Raw genomic sequence first — 23,846 nt, 5'->3', positions numbered from 1 at the left:
GGATCAACGAGGGGCGTCAGGCGGCGTTCCTCGCTCCACTGTCATTCCGGGGCGACGCGCAGCGTCGAGCTATGATGCGCAATTGCGCATCTGAGAATCGCGCCGCAGAATCCGTTGCCCGATGGATTCCGGGTTCGCGCTATGCGCGCCCCGGAATGACAAAAGCCCGGGACTGGGCCCGGGCTCGATGTCGTCAAGACAGTTTTCAAAAGAGCGCGCCCTACGCGCTCTTCTTCTGCCGCATCAGATCGGCAAAGCGCTGGAACAGGTAGTGCGAGTCGCGCGGGCCGGGTGAAGCCTCGGGATGGTACTGCACTGAGAACACCGGCTTGCCGTCGAGCTGGATGCCGCAGTTGGACCCATCAAACAAAGAAATGTGGGTCTGCGTCGCGCCCTTCGGCAGCGTCGTCTCGTCCACGGCGAAGCCGTGATTCATCGAGGTGATCTCGACCTTGCCGGTGGTCTCGTCCTTCACGGGATGATTGGCGCCGTGATGGCCCTGATGCATCTTCTTGGTCTTGGCGCCGACGGCGAGGCCGAGCATCTGGTGGCCAAGACAAATCCCGAAGGTCGGCGTGCCCGACTTGATGACGTCCCGGATGACAGGCACGGCATATTTGCCGGTCGCGGCCGGATCGCCGGGGCCGTTCGACAGGAACACGCCGTCCGGTTTCATCGCCAGGATGTCTTCGGACGATGTCGTCGCCGGCACCACCGTCACCTTGCAGCCGACGCCGGCGAGCAGGCGCAAAATGTTGCGCTTGATGCCGTAGTCGATGGCGACGACGTTGAACTCGGTCTTGTCCTGGCGGCCAAAACCCTTGTCCCAGAGCCACGGCGTCTCGTCCCAGGTGAAGCGCTGGCCGGAGGTGACCATCGGCACGAGGTCCATGCCCTCGAGCCCCGGCCATTCGCGCGCTTCTTCCTTCAGGCCGTGCAGGTCGAACTCGCCGTTCCTGGCGTGCGCGATCACGGCATTGGGCATGCCCTTGCTGCGGATCAGCGCGGTCAGCGCGCGGGTGTCGATGCCGGAGAGGCCGATGATGCCGCGCGCCTTGAGCCAGGCGTCGAGATGCTTGGTGGCGCGGTAGTTCGAGGGATCGGTGATGGCGGTGCGCAGGATCACGCCGCGCGCGCCTGGCGTCGCGGCCATGTTCACCGTCTCGATGTCTTCCTCGTTGGTACCGACATTGCCGATATGCGGGAAGGTGAAGGTGATGAGCTGGCCGGCATAGGAGGGATCGGTGAGGATCTCCTCATAGCCGGTCATCGCGGTGTTGAAGCAGACTTCACCGACGGCATGGCCTTCGGCGCCGAGACCGAAGCCTTCGAGCACCGTGCCATCGGCGAGCACGAGGAGCGCGGTCGGTTTATGGTCCGGCCAGGCGGGATCGTTGTCATGTTGTGTCATGAGCGCGTTTCATAGTCTGCCCACGCGCCTCCGTCAAAGCGGGAGAGGCCCGATTCACATGCGTTTTTGCATATTTGACAGCCCGTCCCGGGTACTTAAGCTTGGTCGCACAACTTCCGGCAAATCTAGGGGCTTTCGAGGCAATAATGGACCAGACCACCCCGCTTCTGCTGGTTCCGGGGCTGGCCTCCTCGGCCCGGATCTATGCCCCTGTCATCCCGGCGCTGTGGCGGTTCGGCGCGGTGATGGTCGCCAACCATATCCGCGATGACAGCATGGCGGCGATCGCCCGCCGTGTGCTGAGCGAGGCCCCGCCGCGCTTTGCGCTCGCCGGCCGTTCCATGGGCGGCTACATCGCGCTGGAGATCATGCGCCAGGCGCCCGAGCGGGTCTTGAGGCTCGCGTTGATCAACACCCAGGCCCGGCCCGATACGCCGGAGGCGACCCAGCGCCGCCGCGTCCTGATGGAGCGGGCAAAGCGCGGGGAGTTGCGTGCCGCGCGCGAGGAGATGTTCCCGGAGCTGGTGCATCCCTCGCGCCGCGACGATTCCGACATTCGCCGGCTCGTGCACGAGCAGGGCGATGACGTCGGCGTCGAAGGCTATCTGCGGCAGCAGACCGCGATCATCGCGCGGGTCGACTCGCGGCCGACGCTGGCGACGATCAAGTGCCCGACGCTGGTGCTGACCGGCGATCAGGACGCCACGATTCCCAACGCCTTCTCGAAGGAGATGGCGGACGGCATTGCCGGCGCGAAGCTCGTCGTGTTGGCGAATTGCGGGCATCTGCCGCAGCCGGAACAGCCAGAAGCTACGGCGCAGGCACTGACCGGATGGCTGCAAAGCCAGGTTGTCTCAGGGGCGCGAACGGCCTAGATCAGGCGTCGGATATTCGAAGGGATCACGATCATGCTGCGCGACGACATCAACAATGCGGTCAAGGAGGCCATGAAGGCCAAGGACGAGCGCAAGCTGTCCACGCTGCGCATGGTCAACTCGACCTTCAAGAACGCCGACATCGAGGCCCGAGGCAACGGCAAGCCGCCGCTGTCGGACGCCGACCTGCTCGCCGTGCTGCAGAAGATGATCAAGCAGCGCCAGGAATCAGTCGAGCTCTACGACAAGGGCGGCCGCGCCGAGCTCGCCCAGCAGGAGCGCGAGGAGATCGCGGTGATCTCGGCCTACCTGCCGAAGCAGATGTCCGAGGACGAGGTCAAGAAGGCGATCGCGGACGCGATCGCCGAAACCGGCGCCGCCGGCATGAAGGACATGGGCAAGGTAATCGCGATCCTGCGGGCGAAGTACGCCGGCCAGATGGATTTCGGCAAGGCGTCCGGCCTGGTGAAGGCGGCGCTGTCGGGCTAGCCGTCATTCCGGGGCGACGCGTTAGCGTCGAGCCCGGAATCCATCGGGCCGCCAGCTCTGTTGCGAAATGGATTCCGGGCTCGTGCTTCGCACGCCCCGGAATGACGAGAAAAGATGGGGAGGCCGCCGATGAGCGCCATCAAACCGTTCCGCATCGCCATCAGCGACGACATCCTCACCGATCTCAAATCGCGCCTTGCCCGCACGCGCTGGCCGGAGGCTGAACTCGTCGACGACTGGAGCCAGGGCGCGCCGCTGAAATGGATCCGGGAGATCTGCACCTATTGGGCTGATGGCTACGACTGGCGCGCCCGCGAAGCCAAGCTCAACCGCTTCGATCAATACACGACCGAGATCGACGGGCTCGATATCCACTTCCTGCATGTGCGTTCGAAGCAGCCGGCCGCGCTGCCGCTGATCATCACCCATGGCTGGCCCGGCTCGATCGCGGAATTCCAGAAGGTGATCGCGCCGCTGGTCGATCCCGCCGCACATGGCGGCAATCCCGCGGATGCATTTCACGTGATCTGCCCTTCGCTGCCGGGCTTCGGCTTCTCCGCCAAGCCGAAGACCACCGGCTGGGGCGTCGACCGCATCGCCGCGACCTGGGCCAAGCTGATGGACCGGCTCGGCTACGCGCGCTACGGCGCGCAAGGCGGCGACTGGGGCTCGGCGGTGACGACCTCGCTCGGTGCGCAGGACGCCGGGCATTGCGCCGGCATCCACATCACGCTCGCCTTCAACGCGGCGCCGAAGGTCGAGGGCGAGCCGACGCCGGAGGAGAGGCGCGCGCTCGCCGGCCTCAAGCATTATGTCGATCTCGACTCCGGTTATTCCAGGCAGCAATCGACGCGGCCGCAGACGCTCGGCTACGGCTTGACGGATTCGCCGAGCGGGCAGGCGGCCTGGATCCTGGAAAAGTTCTGGGCCTGGACCGATTGCAACGGCCATCCCGAGAACATCTTCACCAGGGACGAACTGCTCGACAACGTCATGCTGTATTGGGCGACGGAGACGGCGACATCGTCGGCGCGGCTCTACTGGGAAAGCTTTGGCAAGCGACGCACGACGCCTGAGGTCGGCGTGCCGACCGGGGTCGCCGTGTTCCCGAAGGAGATCATCACGCCGGTGCGGCGCTGGATGGAGCCCAATTTTCACAACATCACGCATTGGAGCGAGATGGAGAAGGGCGGCCATTTCGCCGCCTTCGAGCAGCCGGAGCTGTTCGTGCGCGAGGTCAGGAAGTTCTTCCGAACGGTGCGGTCATAGTGTGTCGTCATTCCGGGGCGATGCGAAGCATCGAACTATGGTGCGCAATTGCGCACCTGAGAATCTCGAGATTCCGGGTTCGCCCTTTGGGCCCCCGGAATGACATCAAATGGAGACGTCATGCCCGGGCTTGTCCCGGGCATCCACGAGCTTAGACTAGGCTCAAGAAGCAAGTGCGTGGATGGCCGGGACTTTGATCGCGAAGACGCGCTTCGCGCTTTCGCCCGGCCGTGACGCCAAGACCGTGGAAACGCGAGCCATGCTCACCGAAGCCAAATCCTACGACGAGCTCTATCGCAACTTCCGCTGGGACGTTCCGGCGCGCTTCAACATGGCGGAGGCGTGCTGCGACCGCCATGCCGACGGCACTGGCCGCCTCGCGCTGATCTATGTCGACGAGAACGGCGCCACCACGCGCACCTCCTTCGACGAGGTCGCGGACATGTCGCGCCGCTTCGCCAACGTGCTGAAGGCCGACGGGCTCGTGCGCGGCGACCGCGTCGCGGTGTTCCTGTCGCAATCGCTGGAGCTGCCGATCGCGCATATGGCCGCGTTCCGCTCCGGGCTGATCTCGATCCCGCTGTTCGCGCTGTTCGGCGAGGACGCGCTGGAATTCCGTCTGTCGAATTCGCAAGCAAGAGCCATCATCACTGATGAGGCGGGCTGGGAGAAGCTCACGAAGGTCCGCGATCGGCTGCCCTATCTGCAGGACATCTATGTCACGAGCAGCGCCGTCCACGCCGGCGCAAAACCGTTCTGGTCGGCGATCGAAACCGCGTCCGAGGACTTTGCGACCGTCGACACCTCGGCCGACGATCCCGCGCTGATCATCTACACCTCGGGCACCACGGGCAATCCGAAGGGCGCGCTGCATGCGCATCGCGTCGTGCTCGGCCATCTGCCGAACGTCGAGATGTGCCACAACTTCCTGCCGCGCCCCGGCGATCTGATGTGGACGCCGGCGGACTGGGCCTGGATCGGCGGCCTCGTCAATGGCCTGCTCGCGTTCTGGTACCACGGCATCCCGCTGGTCGGCCATCGCGCGCGAAAGTTCGAGCCGCAGGCGGCGATGCAGATGATGGCCGATCTGTCCGTTCGCAACGTCTTCCTGCCGCCGACCGCGCTGAAGCTGATGCGGCAGGCCGGCGTGAAGCATTCCGGCGTCAAGCTGCGCAGCATCTTCACCGGCGGTGAATCGCTCGGCGGCGAGTTGCTCGGCTGGGTGCGCGAGACTTTCGGCATCGATGCGCACGAGGTGTTCGGTCAGACCGAGTGCAATCTCGTGATCGGCAGCAACTCAAATCTCTTTCCAATACGGCCCGGGGCGATGGGCAAGGCGACGCCGGGCTTCGACGTCCGTATCGTCAACGACAAGGGCGAGGAGCAGCCACGGGGGCAGCGCGGCATCATCGGCGTGCGGCAGCCGTGCCCCGTCACCATGCTCGAATACTGGCGCAATCCGGAGGCGACCGCGAAGAAATATGCCGGCGAATTCCTGCTCACCGGCGATCTCGGCGTGCAGGATGAGGACGGCTATTTCTGGTATGTCAGCCGCGAGGACGACGTCATCACCACCGCCGGCTATCGCGTCGGCCCGTCCGAGATCGAGCACACGCTGATGAAGCACCCGTCGGTGGCGATGGCCGCGGTGGTCGGCATTCCCGATCCGATCCGCACCGAGTCGATCAAGGCCTGGATCGTGCTGCGTCCGGGTTTTGCCGGCAGCGACGCGCTCGCGCGCGAGATCCAGGAGTTCGTGAAGGTGCAGCTCGCCGCGCACGAATATCCGCGCTTTGTGGAGTTCGCCGAGACGCTGCCGATGACGGCGACCGGCAAGGTGCTGCGGCGCGAACTGCGGGCGAAGGGTTAGATTCTCACAATGCCAAAGACCTCTCAAGCCGCGGGACTTCACCGCGCCTCACTTGCGAAGCTGCACGATCTGGATGCGGCGCTGGAGCTCATGTACTACGGCTGGCGCGGGATGACGCTGGAGGCCGACGACTATCTTGCAAAGCAGGGCCTGTCGCGCCCGCACCATCGCATCCTCTACGTGGTGGCGCGCCGGCCCGATATCGCGATCGGCGCGCTGATCGAGATCCTCGGCATTTCCAAGCAGGCGTTGAACCGGCCGCTCAACCTGCTGCTGGAGCGCAAGCTCCTGACGTCGAAGCGCTCGCCCGAGCAGCATCGCTCCAAGCTGCTGCGCCTGACGGATTCCGGGAAACGTATCGAGCAAAGGGCATCCGACCACGAGCGCAAGGTCCTGCGCGCGGCGTTCGATCGCGCCGGGGCGCCGGGGGCGGCGGCGTGGATGGCCGTCATGGGGGCGATCGCCGACAACAATTGACGGCGCCTCAAGTCAACGTAGTTGACATGAGAGGCGAGCTTTGCCACTTTCCCGGCAACGAGCCAGGGGAGGGCCGCGTCATGGGCGGACGGAAGCCATGAGCGCTCAAGAGATGAGCGCTCGAGACACCAGTGCAAAGATGGATCGCGCAGCCGCCGAACGCTTCGTCGCGGCATGGTGCGCGAACTGGTGCAGAGTCGATATCGACGCGGTCGTCGCGCATTTTGCCGACAACGCGCAGATGCGCAGTCCTCTGGCATTGACGCTGACCGGTTCCCCCGTCGTCACCAGGGCCGAGAACATCCGCGCCTACTGGCGGAAAGCCTATGGCCACATCGAAAGCGCCGACCTGAAGATCCTGAATTGGAGCTGGGACGACACGATCGCACGGCTGACGGTGTGGTGGCAGCTCGGCGACACGCGCGCCAGCGAGTTCATGGATTTCGACGCTGCCGGCCGCGTGGTGCGCAGCGAAGCCTTTTACGGAAAATAGACATGCGCCTTTCGGATTTCGTCCTGCTTCTCAATGCGCTCTGGTTCGTCGGCGCATTCATCCAGTTCAGCGTTGCCCAGCGCAACACGCTGAAGATATTGCTGCCGCGGGAAGAGCGCGGCAATCCAATCGCGCCGACCCTGGCGGCCAGCGTGGCGTTCCTGGGCGGGATCAATCTGCCGATCGGGCTCTTGTCGTTCTATCTTCTGGTGGCGCGTCCGTTCTTCTTCCAGCCGGTCGAAGCGCAGCTTGCGCTGTTCCTGTTCTTTGCCGGCTGCCACTTCAGCCAGTTCGCCTATAACCTGCCGGTTCTGATGCGCGGCGGGCGCGTCGGGGTCGCCTACTGGCCGGTGTTGAAGGGCCCGATGCTCAGGATCTTCGTCATCGACGCGGCCCTGTTCGCGGCCAATCTTGGTGTCGCGGTTCTGCTCGCGTCGTCGTCCTGACGTCATCGTGGCGGCGCCGACAGCGCGGACCGCAGCATCGCGGCGAGGTCGTGCCGCCGGAACGGTTTTGTCAGAATGCGGGCATCGCCGAGCCCGTCGGGCGCCTTGACGGGGTTTTGGGTGTAGCCGGAGGTGAAGAGCACCTTGAGCCCGGGCCGCAGCTGGGCGGCCTGTCTGGCAAGTTCCGGCCCGAACATGCCGCCGGGCATCACGACGTCGGTGAACAGCAGGTGGATGTCCCCCGGCTGGCGCAACAGGTCGAGCGCCGCGGGACCGTTCGGCGCCTCGATGACGCGGTAGCCGAGCGTCTTCAGCTCGTTCACGACATAGGCCCGCACCATGTCGTCGTCCTCGACTAAGAGAATGGTCTCGCTGCCGTCGGGTGCGGCGATCCGCTCCCGCGGTGATGGATCCTCGGTCGGCGGCGTTGCGAGGCGGGGAAAGAACAGCCTGACGACACTGCCGTGTCCCGGTTCGGACTGCATCTGCACCAGGCCGCCGGACTGCCGCACAAATCCGTAGACCATGCTGAGGCCAAGCCCGGTTCCCTTGCCGACCTCCTTGGTGGTGAAGAACGGCTCGAACGCGCGGCTCGCCACCTCGGCGGTCATGCCGCTGCCGGTGTCCGTCACCGCGACCATGACGTAGTCGCCGGGGCGCGGCTCGCCGTTGACATCGACGTCGGTTTCTCCGAGCGAAGCGTTGCGCACCTCGACCGTCAGCTTGCCGCCGTCAGGCAAGGCGTCGCGCGCGTTGAGCACGAGGTTGAGCAGCGCAGTCGTCAGTTGGCCGGGATCGACGCTGGTCAACCACGCGTTCGCCTCGAGTGCGAAAGCGCACTCGATGTGCCCGCCCAGGGTCCGGCGCAGCAATGGCTCCATGTCGCGAACCTTGCCAGCGATGTCGATCTCTCGCGGTCTCAAGGGCTGCTTGCGCGCGAAGGCGAGCAGGCTCTGCGTCAGGTCGGAGCCGCGCTCGGCGGCGGTCGCGATGTCGCCGGCGATCCGGTGCAATTCCTTGTTTCCCACCAGACTGTCGGCAAGATGCTCCGCATTGCCGAGAATGACGGTCAGCAGATTGTTGAAATCGTGCGCCACGCCGCCGGTGAGCTGGCCCATGGCCTCCATCTTCTGGGACTGGCTGAGCTTCTGGTTGAGGTCCGCGATGGCGACGCGTTGCTGCTGGAGCGACTCGGCGGTGTCGTTGAGCAGGCTCATCAGTCCGCCGAGCTCGCCGCCCGGATGGGGCGGCGGAATGCGCGCGCCGAGGTCGCCGCGCCCGAGCTTCTTCGCCATCGCGGCGAGCCGTCCGACCTGGCGCCCGACGCTCACGGTCGCGAGGATCCAGACCGCCGCCAGCAGCAGCAGCGAGGCCACGGCCAGGATCGCCATGTCCTCGTAGAGCCGGCGGTTCGCTGCCGCGACCAGCCCGTCCTTGGACCGTCCGACCAGGATGTAGAGACCGGCATCGCGGGTCGACGGCGAGCGGGCGGCGACACTCCAGACATGGGCGCGGCCCTCGCGATCGGTGACCTCATGAAAGGACTCCCGGTCGGGCGTTGCCGCGAAGCGGAATAGTTCGGATCCCGCGATCGACCCGCCGACGGGCTCGGTCCAGCCTCCGCCGGAGGGAGCCACCAGAACCGTGCCCTTGGCGTCGACGAGCAGGATATCTTTCTCGGCGAGCAGCCGCTTGTGGTGAAACTCCGCGAATTTGCGCAGGTTGAACGAAGCGAGCAGGATCAGCTTCAGCGCGCCTGCTTCCGATCGCACCGGATATGCGATCTGGAGCACCGACAGTCCGGTCAACCGGCCGAAGACGGGCTCGATCACGACGCCGCGCGAGACCAGGGCCTGCTTGAAATAGGCGCGATCCCTGAGGTCGAGGGTGCGGTTGGTCCGCAGCGAGTCGCAGAACAGGCTGCCGTCCGGATCGATGGTCAATATCCCGGTGAACTGTGGGTATTCCTCGCGCACTTCCGACAGAAACGCCGAGCACGCCGCCTTGTCGCGCGTATCGAGATCGCGCGCACGGGCGAGACCATAGTGAAGCTGGGCGGTGCCCTGAATCTTCTCGTCCAGATCGCTGGCAATCTCGCCGGCCGTCGCAGCCAGATTGGCCAGCGCCGCGTTGATGTCGCTGCTTCGATTCTGCATGAAACGCAGGCCGACGAGGCTCGCCGGCACCAGCATGGCCGCGATGACGAGTATCAGTAGCCGGGTACGCAAGCTCATCGGTCAAGTGGTCCGCTCTGGTCATCGCGTGTGCTGGTTCGAAGGTGCAATTTGCGGCACCATCGTCCGTTCCGTCCATAGGCATCGTGCCCAAAAGCCCTCGATGGGGGAAAGATTCTGAAGTCGCGCGCAGCACGGGTGAGCCCCCGACAGGGGGCGCCGACTCAGCGCTGCCGGGCTCCCAGGATACCGTCATCCGGAACCAAACTGCGCGTGCGCGCGGCGCCCGACGGCGCTAATATCGCGGTCGATCCGTGCGACGAAGATCGCACCGGCAGATGAGGAGGAAGCCGATGTCCATCTCGGGCAAGGTCGATCCGGTGGTGCGTCCCATTATGGCGACCGACATTGCCGAGGCGCTGGTCGAGGGGCTCCGCGATTTCCAGGCGCTGCCGCTCTACGGGCTTTGCTTCGGCGCGCTCTATGCCGCCGGCGGCATCGCCATCATGCTCTGCCTCACCGCCTTCGGCATGGTCTATCTGGTCTATCCCCTGGCCGCCGGTTTCGCGCTGATCGGCCCGTTCGTCGCGATCGGTCTCTACGAGGTCAGCCGCCGCCGCGAGCGCGGCGAGCCCGTCTCCTTCGGCGCGATCTGGTCGACGATACGCTCGCGCAGCGAGATCGGCTGGATGGCGTTCGTCACGCTGTTCATGTTCGTGATCTGGATGTACCAGGTTCGGCTCCTGATCGCGCTGCTGCTCGGCCTGCACGCCTCGTTCTCGAGCCTTCAGGAGTTCATGACGGTGGTGCTGACGACCAATGAGGGCCTGCTGTTCCTCGCCATCGGCAACGCGGTCGGTGCCGTGCTGTCGCTGATCTTGTTCTCGCTCACCGTGGTGTCGTTTCCGCTGCTGCTCGATCGCGAGGTCGATTTCGTCACGGCCATGGTGACGAGCGTGCGTGCGGTCGTGACCAGCCCGCTGCCGATGATCGGCTGGGCGGCCGTGATCGTGATGCTGCTGATCGTCTCGGCGCTGCCTTACTTCCTCGGGCTGATCGTGACGCTGCCGGTGCTCGGGCATGCGACATGGCATCTGTATCGGCGTCTGGTGGCACCGGTGCCGTGAGAGGGGAGCCCGACGCACTCCAAGCGGTCGAAAACGAGGCTTCGGCGGCCTTATTCGGTCGAGAACGGCATTTGGCGCTTCAAAGGCGCGGCGCGCGCGAGAAAACGATAGCTAATTGCAGGGATTGCGCGCACGGTGCGCGCCAATGTCGGAAAGTCCGGTCGTCCCTGCGCACACGCAGCGCCGCGACCATGCGCGCGACGTGAAACGGCGCGCATTCCTCGCACCGGCGGAGCCGACTCATCACGCCGTCGCAACGGCGATCGCGGTTCGATATGAGATCGAACGCCAACCGAAAGCACCTGATGCAAATTCTCTCCCCACGACACGTCAAGACAGACGAAGCACTCCGGCTCGGCGTGGAGTCGGGCTGGTACGCGATCAAGGTCAGTGGGACCTTTGTCTCGGGCCCGCACGATTCGGAAGGGGAATGCCGTCGCAAGATCGACGAGATTCATCCGCCGCCGGTGAAGAAGAAGCGATGAGGGCGCCGATTCCGACCGCTACGGCGTCTTGATCCCCATCGCCTTCAGGGCATCCAGCATCCGCTGCGGCGGGCCCATCTTCACCACCAGCGGCTTGCCGGTCTCGAGCACGCTCTTGAGGCCGGAGAGGATCGCGGGCCAGCCCTGCCGTCCGCCGGAGAGGATGTCGTCGCTGAGCGGCCGGTCATGGCCTTCGCTCATGGTGAGTCGGACTGCGTCGCCGATCTCTTCGATCTCGTAGGTGACGAGGGTCGGGCCGAGCTTCTCGATCAGATCGGGCCAGTTGACGTTGAAGGTGACCGCGAGCTTTCGCGGCGGATCGTAAGCGAGGACCTCGCCGCTGATGTGCAGGGCGCCGTCCGGCGTGCGCACGACGAACGTGCCGCCGAGCCGCGGCTCGACCTCCACGGCATTACCGAAGAAATACTGCCGGCTGAACTCGGCCGAGGTCAGCGCCTCCCACACCTTCTCCGGCGTGGAGGCGATGTAGATAGTGTAGACGGTGAGCGGCTTGAATTGATCGAGGTTCATTTTGCGTCGAATCCCTTGTTGAGGGCTGCGCGGGGGATGGCGAGCACCTTGCCTCGCTCCAACAGGCTCTTGAGCCCGGACAGGATCGCCGGCCAGCCATTGGAGACGGCGCCGAGATATTTGCCGCCCTCGACGAAGCCGTCATGCAGCACGGTCAAACGCACGAGCGAGCCGAACGGTTCGATGGTGAAGACGACGCGCGAGATCGGCTCGCCGCGGAGCTCTTCGTATTTCTGGTGCTTGAAGCTGTAGGACAGGCGCCGCGGCGGATCGGCCTCGAGGATCTCGCCGGAATCGGTGATTTCGCCGTCCAGCAGGAGCGCGAAGGGCGAGCCGACCTTCCAGTCGGAACGGATCTCGGCGCCGAACCAGTATTGCCTGGTGAACTCGCTCGACGTCAGCGCCTCCCACAGCTTTTCCGGCGAGGTCTCGATATAGCTCACATAGACGAATTGCGGCTTACTCATCGCGCTTCTCCAACTGGCGTTTCAACTCGCCGAGCGCGGCGAGCTTGCCGCGCTCGAATTTCCTGATCCAGCGTTCGCCGATCTGATGGATCGGCACCGGATTGAGGTAATGCAGCTTCTCGCGGCCATGCCTGATGGCCGTGACCAGGTTGGCCTCTTCCAGAATCACAAGGTGCTTGGTCACGGCCTGCCGCGTCATCGAAAGGCCTTCGCAGAGTTCGTTCAGCGTCTGGCCGTTCCTGGCGTGAAGCCTGTCGAGCAGCGATCGTCGTGACGCGTCGGCGAGCGCTTTGAAGACCTCATCCATGGTCACGATAATAGGCAACCAAATGGTTGCATGTCAAGCGCGCCGTCATTCCGGAAACCGCGCAGCGGTTATCCGGAATCTCGAGATTCCGGGTTCGCACTTTGTGCGCCCCGGAATGACCAGCCGCGAAATCGTGTTTTGGTCGCCCGCAAACGGCTGTGCTAGCCTCGACGTTCAGCCAACGCAGATTGGTTCCGGGAGGACATGCATGTTCCGTTGCGTCTTGACTGCTGCAAGCCTCGTCCTTTTCGCTTGCGGCACCACGGTACATGCGCAGAAGCAGACTGTCGGGGCGCCGCCGGAAGCCTCCAACATGAAGCTGGTCGGGACCAACGACCTCCAGGCGCGCAGCGCGTATCAGCCGACCATCCATCATCAGGGCGATCGCTGGATCGCCTATATCGGCCATCATGGCGGCACCGATGACGTGCCTGCTCCCGTCAATCCGATGACGGGGAAGGCGGAGCCGAACGGGACCTCGATCGTCGACGTCACCGATCCCGCGCATCCCAAATATCTGCGTCACCTGCCGGGGCAGGAAGGCAAATACGAATCCGGCGGTGCGCAGATGGTGCGGGTCTGCGACGGCAAGTCGTTGCCGAAGGGCGATCCGAATGCGGTCTACATGCTGCGCACCTTCGGCAGCGAGGCGCATGAGATCTGGAACGTCACCGATCCCGCCAGCCCCGTGCTGATCGCGCGCATTGGCGGCTTGAAGGACACGCACAAGAGCTGGTGGGAATGCGACACCGGTATCGCCTTCCTCGTCTCGGGCGTGCCGGACTGGCGCACACGGCGCATGACGCAGGTCTATGATCTCTCCGATCCCGCGCATCCGCAGAAGATCCGTGACTTCGGCCTGCCGGGCCAGGAGCCCGGCGCCACCGGCGCGGTGCCGACCGAACTGCACGGGCCGATCTCGACCGGGCCCGAAGGCAATCGCGTCTATTTCGGGTACGGCACCAACAAGGGCGGCATCCTCCAGATCGTCGATCGCGACAAGCTGTTGAACGGGCCGAAGGAGCCGACGCCGGACAATCTGCGCTATCCCGAGATTGCGCGGATGCCGATGTCCGCCTTCAACGGCGCGCACACGACGTTCCCGATGCTCGATATGCCCGTTGCGGAATTTGCCGAGGACAAGGACGGCAGGACCCGCGACATCGTGATGATCGTGGACGAGGCGATCCTCAACGAATGCGGCGAGGCGCGGCAGATGGTGTGGTTCGCCGACGTCACCACCGAGACGCGGCCGATGATGATCTCGAGCTATACCGTGCCGGAGGCGAGCGGACAGTTCTGCCAGCGCGGCGGCCGCTTCGGCTCGCACTCCTCGAACGAGAGCATGGCGCCGGTCTACTACAAGAAGCTGGCCTTCATCGCCTTCTTCAATGCCGGCGTGCGCGCGCTCGACATCCGCGACCCCTATCACCCGAAGGAGGTCGGCTATTTCATTCCGTCGATCACAGGCGCGACCGACAAGCGCTGCATCCCGATCGAGGGCGGCGAGCGCTGCAAGGTCGCGATCCAGACCAACAACGTGGAGACGGACGATCGCGGCTACATCTACATCGTCGACCGCGCCAATACGGGCCTGCATATCCTCGAGCTGACCGGTCCCGCGCGCGCCGTCGCCGGCCTGCCGAAGAACTGATGATGCGGCGCGGGGCGCGAATGCTGATGGCCATGATCGCTCTCGGCGCGCTGTCCGGCGTGCGTACCCATGCGACGGAACGCGCCGGGCATTGGCAGGAGATGAGCTGGCCGTTTCCCCGCGACGGCTGGCCCGCCGGCCGCGCGTTCCGTTGTACCGCGGGCGGCTGCGACGGTGCCGAGCTCTATGTCCGCGCCAAGCGCGGCTTCTGCAATTGCGACACCGGCGTTGTCGATGACGACGAGGTCGACCGCGTCACCGATATCGACCTGATCAGTCCGCGCTTCACGCCCGTCGCGGCGGGCGAGGCCGTGAGCATCGCCGCCATGCGGGGCCGCATCAGGCATTACGATCTCGACATGCCCGACGGTGCGCGCCATGCCGCCGCCGGCCTCGCGCTGTCGCGCCGCTGCGACCTGCTCGTCGCGGTGGCGCAAGGCGCGGGCGAGGCGAACGCCGTGCAGCGCGCGGCGCTCGTGTTTCTGGAAACACAGGAGATGAAGGAATGGATCGCCGCCGCGCTGGATGGGCGGTGAGGGTGGCGCGAACCGCGCCACGTTCTCCGCTGTCATCACCCGCGAAAGCGGGTGATCCAGTATTCCGAGGCGCTCGTGGGATACGGAGAAGCCGCGGCGTACTGGATACCCCGCATCCGCGGGGTATGACACCGGTGGTTGGGCGGGCACACCGCGCTCATCTGTCTTCCGTTCCCGCCTCCGCCATGCATTAATGTCCCCAAACGCCCTCAGCGAGTTCCTCCTATGATGTCCATGCAAGCCTATCTCGCCTTCGTCGCCGCCTGCATTGCGCTGGCGCTGCTGCCGGGTCCGATCGTCACCCTCGTCATCGCCAACGGCCTGCGCCACGGCACGCGTGCGGCGCTCACCAATGTCCTTGGCGCGCAGGCCGGGCTTGCCATCGTCATCGGCATCGTCGCGGTCGGCCTGACCTCGCTGATGGCGACCATGGGCTACTGGTTCGACTGGGTGCGCTTTGCCGGCGCCGCCTATCTGGTCTGGCTCGGCATCAGGCTGATCTGGGCACCGGTCGAAGGCGTCAATGTCGACCAGCCGCCTCCGCCGCCGCGCGGCGGCTTCTTCCTGCAAGGTTTCCTGGTGCTGCTGTCGAACCCGAAGGTGCTGGTGTTCTTTGGCGCCTTCATCCCGCAGTTCATGGACATGAACCGCGACCACTTCCCGCAAGTCGCGCTGCTGGGCGCAACTTTCATGGTCACCGCGGCGATGACGGACGCGCTCTATGCGATTGCAGCCGGGCGCGCCCGAAAATTCTTCTCGGCCCGCCGCACGCGAATGATGTCGCGTATCTCCGGCGGCTTCATGATCGGCGGCGGTATCTGGCTGGCGCTGACGCGGGCGAAATAACCTCCTGACGGGGTTTGGTTTGAACCCTTCGCGGCGGCAATGCGTCCAATCGGGCATTGCCGCTGACGAAGGATTTTGCCGTGCCTGATCTGCCCCCGCTCGTTTACGCGATGCTGCTTGCGCCGCTCGCGCTGATCCTGATTGCCGCCGTTGTGAAGACCTGGCAGGCGCGCGAGGCGCGGAGCTGGCCGCAGGCCGCCGGCAAGGTGGTCACATCGGTTGCCGAGGCGCGCGAGGTCAGGGTGTCCGACGACGAGCGCGAGGACGGCTATCGGACGGAGAATCGCAACTTCGCCAACGTGACCTACGAATATTCGGTCGGCGGCCGCAAGCTGCGCAACAACCGCATCTCGATCGGCGAAGACCTCGGCAATTTCCAGGTCGCCGAGAAGCTCGCGAAATATCCCGCCGGCAGCATCGTCACCGTCTACTACAATCCGCGTCATCCCGATCAGGCCGTGCTGGAGCGCGATCTGCCCAAGGGCCTGTGGGGCTGTCTCGGCATCGGCACGGTGATCGTGCTCGCCATCGTGTTCGGCTCGGCGTTCGGTCTCAACCAGAGTTACCAATATCTCGCCCATCACGTCGCGCGGCCCGATCTCGCGGGCCTGGTGGTTGCCTTCGGCGCGTTCGGCCTCGTCATCGCGCTGATGGCGTGGGCCGTGCAGCGGCAGGCCTCGATGGCGACGCGGTGGCCGACCGTGCCGGGCACGATCAAGCTGTCGGGAATCGAGGAATATCACCAGGCCAGCGAGCCGGGCGAGCGCCGCGGCACCGAGATGTTCGGCAAGCGCGTGACCTACACCTACCTCTATCAGAACGTCAGCTACACCAATGAATGCGCGCGCGTCGCGGCAGGAACGCCGTCGGCTTCCGACGAGATGTTGCGAAAGCTGATGTCGCGCTATCAGGACGGCGCGACCGTCGAGGTTCGCGTCAACCCCGACAACCCGGCCGAGGCGACGCTCGACGCGCGCGGCGATGGCCGCATCGCCTACGTGCTGTGGGGCATCGCCGCGATCTTTGCCGCGCTCGCGGTGTTCGTGGCAACGCGTGGCGGCTAATCGACCAACCTCTCCGCCCGCAGCTCCAGCTCGATCTCCGCAAAGATTCTTGCCAGCCGCTCGGCCCATTGCCGCTGGCCGGACTGGTCCGCGATCAGATCCTGGCGGATCTCGATGCCGGTGCTGACGAGGCCGCGGGCTTCGCCATGCACGGGGATGGTGTAGTCGGTGAGGTCGTTGACCGCATAGGGCTCGTTGTCGCCGACGACGAGATCGCTCTCGGCGTGGAGATGCTTCAGCAGGAGCTGCGGCAGCACGGTGTCGCGGTTGTAGAGTGCGCCGATATGCCAGGGTCGCTCGACACCGGCATAGACCGGCGTGAAGCTGTGCAGCGACACCAGCACCGTCGGCCGCTTGTCGTGCAGGCGGCGGCCGATCGTGGCATCGATGCGATGATGATAGGGCTCGAAAATCTCGCGCCGCCTTGCCGCGCGCTCGCCCGCGGAGATTGCCTCATTGCCCGGGATTGCCGTTGCCTCGGACATCACGGGAATCGAGCTCACGGCGCCTGGCGGGCGGTTGCAGTCGATCACGAGCCGCGAATAACGCTGCGCGATCAGGTGGGCGTCGATCATTTCTGCCAGCCGCTCGGCGACGCCGGCAATGCCGATGTCCCAGGCGATGTGCCGCGTCAGCTCGTTCTCGGCGACGCCGAGATCGCCGAGCGCGCGCGGCAGCACCCGCCCGTAATGATCCGCGGTGAGCAGGAAGGGCGATGCCCCTGTCGCATTCACCTCATGCACTGGCGGAATGTCACCCTCGCCGAGCAGTTGATCGGCCGCGTCGGCTGTGTCTAAAGCCATCCTGATTGCCTATGGAAAATGCAGTCACCCCAAGAATCGAGCACAATCGCTATAGATTGATCCGCCCAAAGTCACCATGATCGCCTCACGATGCCGCTGCTCACGATTCATCACAAGACCGAATATCGCTATAACCGCCCCGTGGCGTTCGGCGAACACCGGATCATGCTCCGTCCGCGCGACGGGCACGATCTGCGCGTGCTCGATTCCAGGCTCGAAATCTCGCCGGAGCCGATGTCGCTGCACTGGATCCACGACGTGTTCGGCAATTCGGTCGCGATCGCCAATTTCGACGAGCGCGCGGACACGCTGATCTTCGACTGGCATGTCACCGTCGAGCACAATCCGGTGGAGGAGTTCGCGCTGACGCCGGACGATCCGGCCTATTTCTATCCCTTCGTCTACGACGACGAGGAGTTCCCCGATCTCGTCCAGTACATCACGCCGCAATACACCGATCCCGACGGTGAGATCGCGGAGTGGGCGCGCGGCTTCCTCGACGAGGACGCGCCGACGCCGACCTTCAAGATCCTGAGCGGCATGACCCACGGCATCCGCAAGCAGTTCAAATACCGCAAGCGCCACGAGTTGGGCACGCAGCATCCGCTCGACACTTTGCAGTCGGGCACGGGAACTTGTCGGGACTATGCGCTGTTCATGATCGAGGCGCTGCGCCAGCTCGGCATCGCCGCGCGGTTCGTCTCCGGCTACATCTTCGTGCCGGAGGATATCGAACAGCGGCACGTCGGCGGCGGCTCGACCCACGCCTGGGTGCAGGTCTATTTGCCGAGCGCGGGCTGGATCGAGTTCGATCCGACCAACGGCATCGTCGGCACCCGTGACCTGATCCGGGTCGCGGTTGCCCGCGATCCGCGCCAGGCGATCCCGCTGCACGGCGTCTATATCGGCTCGGGGGACGCCTTCGACGCCATGGACGTGAACATCAAGGTGGTCTCGGACGACCAGGACAACGACCAGGAGCTGGAGGCAGAGGTCTTATAGCGGAGGTCTTATAGATGGACATCAGGGTCGGCTTCGAGATCGCCTACGCGGCAGCACAGCCGACACCGATGGTGATCATGCTCAACATCCACCCCTCGCGGCAGGCCGACATCATCGGCACGGAGGCGGTGGTTGCGGAGCCCGGCGTTCCGATCCGCTTCTATCACGACAGTTTTGGCAATGTGTGCGGCCGCCTCGTCGCGCCCGCCGGCGGCGTGACGCTGAAGGGCCGTGCGCTGGTGCGCGACACCGGCCTGCCCGACGAGGTGATGCCGGACGCGCAGCAGATCCCGATCGAGCAACTGCCGAACGAGCTCATGCTCTACCTGATGCCGAGCCGCTATTGCGAGACCGACAAGCTCACCGACATCGCCTGGTCGCTGTTCGCCAAGACGAAACCTGGTTGGGATCGCGTCGCTGCCATCACCGAATTCGTGCACAAGCACGTCACCTTCGGCTACGAGCACGCCCATCACATGAAGTCGGCGCACGACGTCTACGAGCAGAAGGCCGGCGTCTGCCGCGACTTCGCGCATCTGGCCGTCGCGCTCTGCCGCTGCATGGGCATCCCGGCGCGCTACTGCACCGGCTATATGGGCGACATCGGCATTCCGCCGGATCCGTCCCCGATGGATTTTTCCGGCTGGTTTCAGGTCTGGCTCTCCGGCAAATGGTTCACCTTCGACGCCCGCCACAACGTCCCCCGCATCGGCCGCATCCTGATGGCGACAGGCCGCGACGCCGCCGATGTCGCGCTCTCGACGAGCTTTGGACGGATGGAATTGAAGAAGTTCGAGGTGGTGAGCGACGAGGTGATGAAGGCGGGGTGAGGGGACGCTCCAACCTCGTCATTGCGAGCGCAGCGAAGCAATCCAGTCTTTCTCCACGGCGGCAGTCTGGATTGCTTCGTCGCAAGAGCTCCTCGCAATGACGGCGGCGGGTGCAATGGCTCCCAACGCATAGCCTTGTCGTTCCGCAGAATTCGCAGCTATAGAGCCCCCATGACCTCCGATCGTCTCTTCGTCTATGGCACCCTGATGCGCGGCTTCGACCATCCGATGGCGCGGCTGCTTGCCGGCCATGCGGAATTTCTGGGTGAAGCGACCTGCCGCGGCCGGCTCTTTCTCATCAAGCATTATCCGGGATTGCTGCTGTCGGATGCGCCGTCCGACCTTGTCCATGGCGAGCTGTTCCACATGCACGTGCCCGACGAGCTGTTGCGCGAGCTCGACATGTACGAGGCCTGCGGCGAGGGGTTTCAGGAGCCGACCGAATATCTGCGCAGGCTGATCGACGTGACGCTGCCGGACGGCACCGCCGGCAAGGCGTGGACCTATGTCTACAACTGGCCCGTCGCCGATCTGCCCCGCATCGAGTCGGGGCGATTCCTGGATCACTAGCGGCCGATACTGAGTTCACCTCTCCCCGCTTGCGGGGAGAGGTCGGATCGCTCTTGCGATCCGGGTGAGGGGGTACAGGTCTCGCGGCAGTCGCACGTGTAGAGAGAGGCCCCTCACCCCAACCCTCTCCCCGTAAGAACGGGGCGAGGGGGCGCACCGTCATCGCGGCACTAGGCCGACAGCACTTCCTTCACCACGCGCACGTCCACCTCGTGCTCGACGTAAGTCCATTCCTCGGTGCGCCTGAGCATCGCCACCAGCTCCTCGAACAGCGAGGCGTGCGTGGGGGCGAACTCGAACCAGGTCAGGAAGTCGAAGGGGCCGCCGAGATCGCGGCAGTGATAGAGCTGCCGCGCGATGGCGGGCAGGAAGCGCAGGCTGCTGGCGATGTGGCGCGACCTGTCCTCGAAAATCTTGCGGCGCTCTTCCTGCGTCAGATCCCACCAGGCCTGCGATTTGCGGATCGGGATCAGCGCCGCGCTGGTTGCCTCGAGCCGGCCGAGCCCGGCCTGCACTGCCACGAGCTGCTGCTTCTCGGCGCGCTCGGTGTAGCGCAATGTGCTGGGAACGCCGACCAGCCGCCACGCATTGCGCGAGGGCACCAGCGGCAACGAGACGGCCTCGCTGTCGGTGACCGACAGCGCCGGCATGAAGGGCAGGGGCTCGCCCGTCACGGGCGAAATCGAGGTCACGCGCCAGCCCCCGCTGTGGCCGCCTCGAAAGGTCCTGAACATGGCCTATGGAAGCGTGGAAGCGGGCCGGGTTCAAGCTTTTCCCGTCATTCCGGGGCGCTTGTTCCGTCATCCTTCGAGGCTCGCCGACGAGGCGAGCACCTCAGGGTGAGAGGAGAGACCCTGTGAACAGCGCGTATAATCCTGACAAACCTGACTTTTGGGCGGAGCGCACCTATATCCCTGATCCTTCGCCCGACTCACACGGTTTCGCGCTAGACACACCCCATGCGCTTCACGCCCCAGTTCCTCGACGAGCTTCGTGCCCGGCTTTCGGTTTCCGAAGTCGTGGGCAAGCGCGTGAAGCTGAAGAAGGCCGGGCGGGAGTGGAAGGGGCTGTCGCCGTTCCAGCAAGAGAAGACGCCGTCCTTCTACGTCAACGACCAGAAGGGTTTTTACCACGACTTCTCCTCCGGCAAGCACGGCGACATCATCACCTTCGTGATGGAGACCGACGGCCTGCCGTTCGCCGAGGCGGTCGAGCGGCTCGCGAGCATGGCGGGCCTGCCGCTGCCGGCGGTGACGCCGGATGCGGCGCGGCACGAGCAGCGGCGCCGCACGCTGCATGACGTCATGGAGCTCGCCGCAAAATTTTTCGCCGAGACGCTGGCCTCGCGGCTCGGCGCCAAGGCGCGCGGCTATCTCGCCGATCGCGCGATCTCGCCGGCGACGCAATTGCAGTTCCGCCTCGGCTACGCCTCGCCGGATCGCTTCGCGCTGAAGGAGCATCTCGGCAAGCTCGGCGTGTCCGTTGACGACATGGTCGAGACCGGCCTGCTCGTCGGCGGCAACGACATCCCCGTGCCCTATGACCGCTTCCGCGATCGCGTGATGTTTCCGATCACGGATTTGCGCGGCCGCGTCATCGCCTTCGGCGGGCGCGCGCTGGAGAAGGACGTTCCGGCCAAATATCTGAACTCGCCGGAGACGCCGCTCTTCCACAAGGGCGACAATCTCTACAACCACCAGACCGCGCGCGCCGCCGCGCATAACGGCAGCGCCCTGATCGTGGTCGAAGGCTATGTCGACGTCATCGCCATGGTCACCGCGGGCTTTGCAGGCAGCGTCGCGCCGCTCGGCACCGCGCTCACCGAAAACCAGCTCGCGCTGCTCTGGAAGATGGCGGACGAGCCGATCCTCTGCTTCGACGGCGACCGCGCCGGGCAGAAGGCAGCATATCGTGCGGCCGATCTCGCGCTGCCGTTCCTCGCGCCTGGAAAAAGCCTGCGCTTTGCGCTGCTGCCGGAAGGGCAGGATCCCGACGATCTCGTGCGCTCCGGCGGCCGCGGCGCGATGGAAGAGGTGATCGCGGCGGCGCGTCCGCTCGCCGACATGCTCTGGTCGCGCGAGCTCGAAGGCGGCAACTTCGCCACCCCCGAGCGCCGCGCCGCGCTGGAGGCGCGCATCAAGGAGCTCTCCAATGGCATCCGCGACGAGGTGGTGCGGCGCTATTATCGCCAGGACCTCGCCGAGCGGCTTCAGCGTACGTTTGCGCCCGAGACCGGGCGCGGCGGCTATCCCGGCCGTGGCAATTTCCGTCCCGGTCAGGGCGGCCGGCCGTTCCAGCCGCGGGGCGGCGGGCAGGCGAATCGATTCGGCGGTCAGGGGTTCCGCGGCGCGTCCGGCCCCACCCCGCTACCCTCCGGCCCCTACCAGGCGGCGAGCCCCCAGCTCGCGACAAGCCCGATCATGAAGGGACAGCGCAGCGCCATCTCCCGCCGGGAGGCGCTGATCCTGCAATCCCTGATCAACCACCCCTGGCTGCTGCACGAGCACCTCGAGGAGGTCGCCGCCCTGGAGCTGGCCCATCCCGAGGCCCACAAGCTGCGGGCCGGCATCATCGCCGCCTTCGCCAACGACCATCATCACTCACCGGACCCCGGCGAGCAGGCCGAGAAGATGCGGGCCGACATCGAAAAGGGCGGATTTTCTCAGCTTCTTCAAAGGGTTGAGAATGGCATCACGACCCAGGCGGTATGGGGCGCGCGCGAAGGCGCGGCGAGGGACGACGTTCTCTCCACTTGGCACCAGCTGGTCGCCTTGCATCGGCAATGGCATTCACTACTTAGGGAGTTGAAGGACGCCGAGCTGGCCTTGGGGGAGGACCCCAGCGAGGCCAATTTGGCGTGGCTGCGTGACGTCAAGGCTCGGATAGGGGAGGTCGACGGCACCGAGGCCCTGATCGAGGGTTTTGGCGAGCTGTCGGGTCGGCTCCAGAAGAGCGTGTGATAAAAGAATCATGCGGACGGCCGGGGCCGGAACCGCTAAAAGACTCGCCAAATCCATGGTTTGGCGGCAAAAACAGGGTTAATCGAGGCTTAACGGTCTTGTAGCACTTTGGCCCAGAGGCGGCCGCAGGCAGAACAGACGCGTCAGGAATGAATCCGCGCGAACACTGTTGGCACTACACCTGCATCCGCTGCGACAAAGAGGCTCACGAAGCGTTAGGCAATTCCGGCGAGAGAAAGTTGGGGGTGGCGAGAGAAGTGCGCGCCGCCCTTTCCGTGTCGAGAGCTGACGAAGCGAGAGCGTCGAGCAACAGGTTCAAGTGATTTCAGGCAGGCGCGGCGAACGTCTGTGTGAAACGCGTTTAGGAGCAATGGATGGCCACCAAGGCAAAGACGCTGCAGGCGAAGGACAAGGAAAAAGACGACAAGGCAGCGGATGCTCCCGAGAAGGATTCCCAGGACGCGCCCTCGCCGTTGCTCGATCTGTCCGACGCGGCCGTGAAGAAGATGATCAAGCAGGCCAAGAAGCGCGGCTTCGTGACCTTCGATCAGCTCAATGAAGTCCTGCCGTCCGACCAGACCTCGCCCGAGCAGATCGAGGACATCATGTCCATGCTCTCGGACATGGGCATCAACGTCACCGAAGCCGACGATAGCGAAGGCGAGGAAGACAAGGACGAGGGCGGCGAGGACGAGACCGACAACGAGCTCGTCGAGGTCACCCAGAAGGCCGTCACCGAGGTCAAGAAGAGCGAGCCGGGCGAGCGCACCGACGATCCGGTCCGCATGTATCTGCGCGAGATGGGCACCGTCGAGCTGCTGTCCCGCGAAGGCGAAATCGCGATCGCCAAGCGCATCGAGGCCGGCCGCGAGGCGATGATCGCAGGCCTGTGCGAAAGCCCGCTGAGCTTCCAGGCCATCATCATCTGGCGCGACGAGCTCAACGAAGGCAAGATCTTCCTCCGCGACATCATCGATCTCGAAGCGACCTATGCCGGCCCCGAAGCCAAGGGCGGCATGAACACCGCGATGATCGGCGGTCCTGCTGGAGAGAACGGCGAGGCCGCGGCCGAGGGCGGCGAAGCGGTGGCAGTGACCGGCGGCGCGCCCGCCCATGTCGCTCCGCCCGCGGCACCGCCGGCGCCGACCCCGTTCCGCGCC

Annotated in this window: 25 protein-coding genes; 18 read left to right on the top strand and 7 right to left on the bottom strand. The window is 65.1% G+C overall.

Annotation, left to right across the window (positions count from 1 at the left end; all coding sequences use genetic code 11):
• Positions 1-220: 220 nt before the first annotated feature.
• The gene (gene carA, locus XI08_RS20430) at positions 221-1,411 is read right to left on the bottom strand and encodes a glutamine-hydrolyzing carbamoyl-phosphate synthase small subunit (protein ID WP_271575703.1); all 1,191 of its coding nucleotides are present in this window, start codon (positions 1,409-1,411) and stop codon (positions 221-223) included.
• A gap of 146 nt (positions 1,412-1,557) precedes the next feature.
• On the opposite strand from carA, the gene XI08_RS20425 reads away from it, so the two are divergent.
• From XI08_RS20425 to XI08_RS20395, 7 genes are all read left to right on the top strand, one after another.
• A complete protein-coding gene (locus XI08_RS20425) occupies positions 1,558-2,286 on the top strand; it encodes an alpha/beta fold hydrolase (protein WP_271575702.1) in 729 nt (242 codons plus the stop codon).
• A 33-nt stretch (positions 2,287-2,319) separates the two neighbouring features.
• Positions 2,320-2,775, top strand: a complete 456-nt coding sequence (locus XI08_RS20420) for a GatB/YqeY domain-containing protein (protein ID WP_135177588.1) — start codon at positions 2,320-2,322, stop codon at positions 2,773-2,775.
• A gap of 129 nt (positions 2,776-2,904) precedes the next feature.
• Complete coding sequence (locus tag XI08_RS20415; protein WP_271575701.1) at positions 2,905-4,044, top strand: epoxide hydrolase family protein; 1,140 nt, start codon at positions 2,905-2,907, stop codon at positions 4,042-4,044.
• A gap of 259 nt (positions 4,045-4,303) precedes the next feature.
• On the top strand, positions 4,304-5,914 hold the full coding sequence (locus XI08_RS20410) for an acyl-CoA synthetase (protein ID WP_271575767.1): 1,611 nt from the start codon (positions 4,304-4,306) through the stop codon (positions 5,912-5,914).
• Between the two features lie 9 nt (positions 5,915-5,923).
• Entirely contained in the window at positions 5,924-6,391 is a 468-nt protein-coding gene (locus tag XI08_RS20405; RefSeq protein ID WP_027547654.1) for a MarR family transcriptional regulator, read from the top strand.
• Between the two features lie 112 nt (positions 6,392-6,503).
• The gene (locus tag XI08_RS20400; protein ID WP_271575700.1) at positions 6,504-6,884 is read left to right on the top strand and encodes a hypothetical protein; all 381 of its coding nucleotides are present in this window, start codon (positions 6,504-6,506) and stop codon (positions 6,882-6,884) included.
• 2 nt (positions 6,885-6,886) lie between these two features.
• The gene (locus XI08_RS20395; RefSeq protein WP_271568105.1) at positions 6,887-7,330 is read left to right on the top strand and encodes a hypothetical protein; all 444 of its coding nucleotides are present in this window, start codon (positions 6,887-6,889) and stop codon (positions 7,328-7,330) included.
• A 2-nt stretch (positions 7,331-7,332) separates the two neighbouring features.
• On the opposite strand, the gene XI08_RS20390 is transcribed toward XI08_RS20395, so the two are convergent.
• Positions 7,333-9,564: an ATP-binding protein gene (locus XI08_RS20390; protein WP_271575699.1), complete on the bottom strand. Its 2,232-nt coding sequence runs from the start codon at positions 9,562-9,564 to the stop codon at positions 7,333-7,335.
• Between the two features lie 293 nt (positions 9,565-9,857).
• On the opposite strand from XI08_RS20390, the gene XI08_RS20385 reads away from it, so the two are divergent.
• Together XI08_RS20385 and XI08_RS20380 are read left to right on the top strand one after the other, a co-directional pair.
• Positions 9,858-10,631 carry a DUF2189 domain-containing protein gene (locus tag XI08_RS20385; RefSeq protein WP_027547650.1) on the top strand — a complete coding sequence of 258 codons (774 nt, stop codon included), beginning with the start codon at positions 9,858-9,860 and terminating at the stop codon, positions 10,629-10,631.
• Positions 10,632-10,936: 305 nt separating this feature from the next.
• On the top strand, positions 10,937-11,116 hold the full coding sequence (locus XI08_RS20380; RefSeq protein ID WP_027547649.1) for a hypothetical protein: 180 nt from the start codon (positions 10,937-10,939) through the stop codon (positions 11,114-11,116).
• An 18-nt stretch (positions 11,117-11,134) separates the two neighbouring features.
• On the opposite strand, the gene XI08_RS20375 is transcribed toward XI08_RS20380, so the two are convergent.
• From XI08_RS20375 to XI08_RS20365, 3 genes are read right to left on the bottom strand one after another with little or no spacing between them, the layout of a single operon-like run.
• Positions 11,135-11,647, bottom strand: coding sequence for an SRPBCC family protein (locus tag XI08_RS20375; RefSeq protein ID WP_271575698.1), 513 nt, complete (start codon positions 11,645-11,647; stop codon positions 11,135-11,137).
• Positions 11,644-12,114: an SRPBCC family protein gene (locus tag XI08_RS20370; RefSeq protein ID WP_011090095.1), complete on the bottom strand. Its 471-nt coding sequence runs from the start codon at positions 12,112-12,114 to the stop codon at positions 11,644-11,646. Before XI08_RS20370 ends, XI08_RS20375 begins: the two co-directional genes overlap by 4 nt.
• Entirely contained in the window at positions 12,107-12,421 is a 315-nt protein-coding gene (locus tag XI08_RS20365; RefSeq protein WP_027547646.1) for an ArsR/SmtB family transcription factor, read from the bottom strand. The genes XI08_RS20370 and XI08_RS20365 overlap by 8 nt, the downstream gene beginning before the upstream one ends.
• A gap of 208 nt (positions 12,422-12,629) precedes the next feature.
• On the opposite strand from XI08_RS20365, the gene XI08_RS20360 reads away from it, so the two are divergent.
• The 4 genes from XI08_RS20360 (at position 12,630) to XI08_RS20345 (ending at position 16,521) form a co-directional block, all read left to right on the top strand.
• Positions 12,630-14,075 carry an LVIVD repeat-containing protein gene (locus XI08_RS20360; RefSeq protein WP_271575697.1) on the top strand — a complete coding sequence of 482 codons (1,446 nt, stop codon included), beginning with the start codon at positions 12,630-12,632 and terminating at the stop codon, positions 14,073-14,075.
• Between the two features lie 26 nt (positions 14,076-14,101).
• Complete coding sequence (locus XI08_RS20355) at positions 14,102-14,611, top strand: hypothetical protein (protein WP_271575696.1); 510 nt, start codon at positions 14,102-14,104, stop codon at positions 14,609-14,611.
• A 225-nt stretch (positions 14,612-14,836) separates the two neighbouring features.
• A complete protein-coding gene (locus XI08_RS20350) occupies positions 14,837-15,457 on the top strand; it encodes a LysE family translocator (RefSeq protein ID WP_198033840.1) in 621 nt (206 codons plus the stop codon).
• Between the two features lie 80 nt (positions 15,458-15,537).
• The gene (locus tag XI08_RS20345; protein WP_271575695.1) at positions 15,538-16,521 is read left to right on the top strand and encodes a DUF3592 domain-containing protein; all 984 of its coding nucleotides are present in this window, start codon (positions 15,538-15,540) and stop codon (positions 16,519-16,521) included.
• On the opposite strand, the gene XI08_RS20340 is transcribed toward XI08_RS20345, so the two are convergent.
• The gene (locus XI08_RS20340) at positions 16,518-17,324 is read right to left on the bottom strand and encodes an N-formylglutamate amidohydrolase (protein WP_271575694.1); all 807 of its coding nucleotides are present in this window, start codon (positions 17,322-17,324) and stop codon (positions 16,518-16,520) included. The genes XI08_RS20345 and XI08_RS20340 overlap by 4 nt on opposite strands.
• Positions 17,325-17,414: 90 nt before the next feature.
• Between XI08_RS20340 and XI08_RS20335 the strand changes: the two genes are divergently transcribed.
• The 3 genes from XI08_RS20335 (at position 17,415) to XI08_RS20325 (ending at position 19,726) form a co-directional block, all read left to right on the top strand.
• Positions 17,415-18,326, top strand: a complete 912-nt coding sequence (locus XI08_RS20335; protein WP_271575693.1) for a transglutaminase family protein — start codon at positions 17,415-17,417, stop codon at positions 18,324-18,326.
• Between the two features lie 14 nt (positions 18,327-18,340).
• Complete coding sequence (locus tag XI08_RS20330) at positions 18,341-19,156, top strand: transglutaminase-like domain-containing protein (protein ID WP_271575692.1); 816 nt, start codon at positions 18,341-18,343, stop codon at positions 19,154-19,156.
• 171 nt (positions 19,157-19,327) lie between these two features.
• A complete protein-coding gene (locus XI08_RS20325; protein ID WP_271575691.1) occupies positions 19,328-19,726 on the top strand; it encodes a gamma-glutamylcyclotransferase family protein in 399 nt (132 codons plus the stop codon).
• A 170-nt stretch (positions 19,727-19,896) separates the two neighbouring features.
• Here XI08_RS20325 and XI08_RS20320 read toward each other — a convergent pair whose 3' ends face one another.
• Positions 19,897-20,460 carry a chlorite dismutase family protein gene (locus XI08_RS20320; protein WP_027548363.1) on the bottom strand — a complete coding sequence of 188 codons (564 nt, stop codon included), beginning with the start codon at positions 20,458-20,460 and terminating at the stop codon, positions 19,897-19,899.
• A gap of 225 nt (positions 20,461-20,685) precedes the next feature.
• Between XI08_RS20320 and dnaG the strand changes: the two genes are divergently transcribed.
• Both dnaG and XI08_RS20310 read left to right on the top strand, forming a co-directional pair.
• Positions 20,686-22,686: a DNA primase gene (gene dnaG / locus XI08_RS20315; RefSeq protein ID WP_271575690.1), complete on the top strand. Its 2,001-nt coding sequence runs from the start codon at positions 20,686-20,688 to the stop codon at positions 22,684-22,686.
• Between the two features lie 374 nt (positions 22,687-23,060).
• A partial coding sequence (locus XI08_RS20310; RefSeq protein ID WP_271575689.1) for an RNA polymerase sigma factor region1.1 domain-containing protein occupies positions 23,061-23,846 on the top strand: 786 nt, incomplete at its 3' end.

Origin of the sequence: Bradyrhizobium sp. CCBAU 11361, from assembly GCF_028128935.1 — a bacterium.
Taxonomy (GTDB): domain Bacteria; phylum Pseudomonadota; class Alphaproteobacteria; order Rhizobiales; family Xanthobacteraceae; genus Bradyrhizobium; species Bradyrhizobium niftali.
This window is presented reverse-complemented; position numbering and strand designations above follow the sequence as displayed.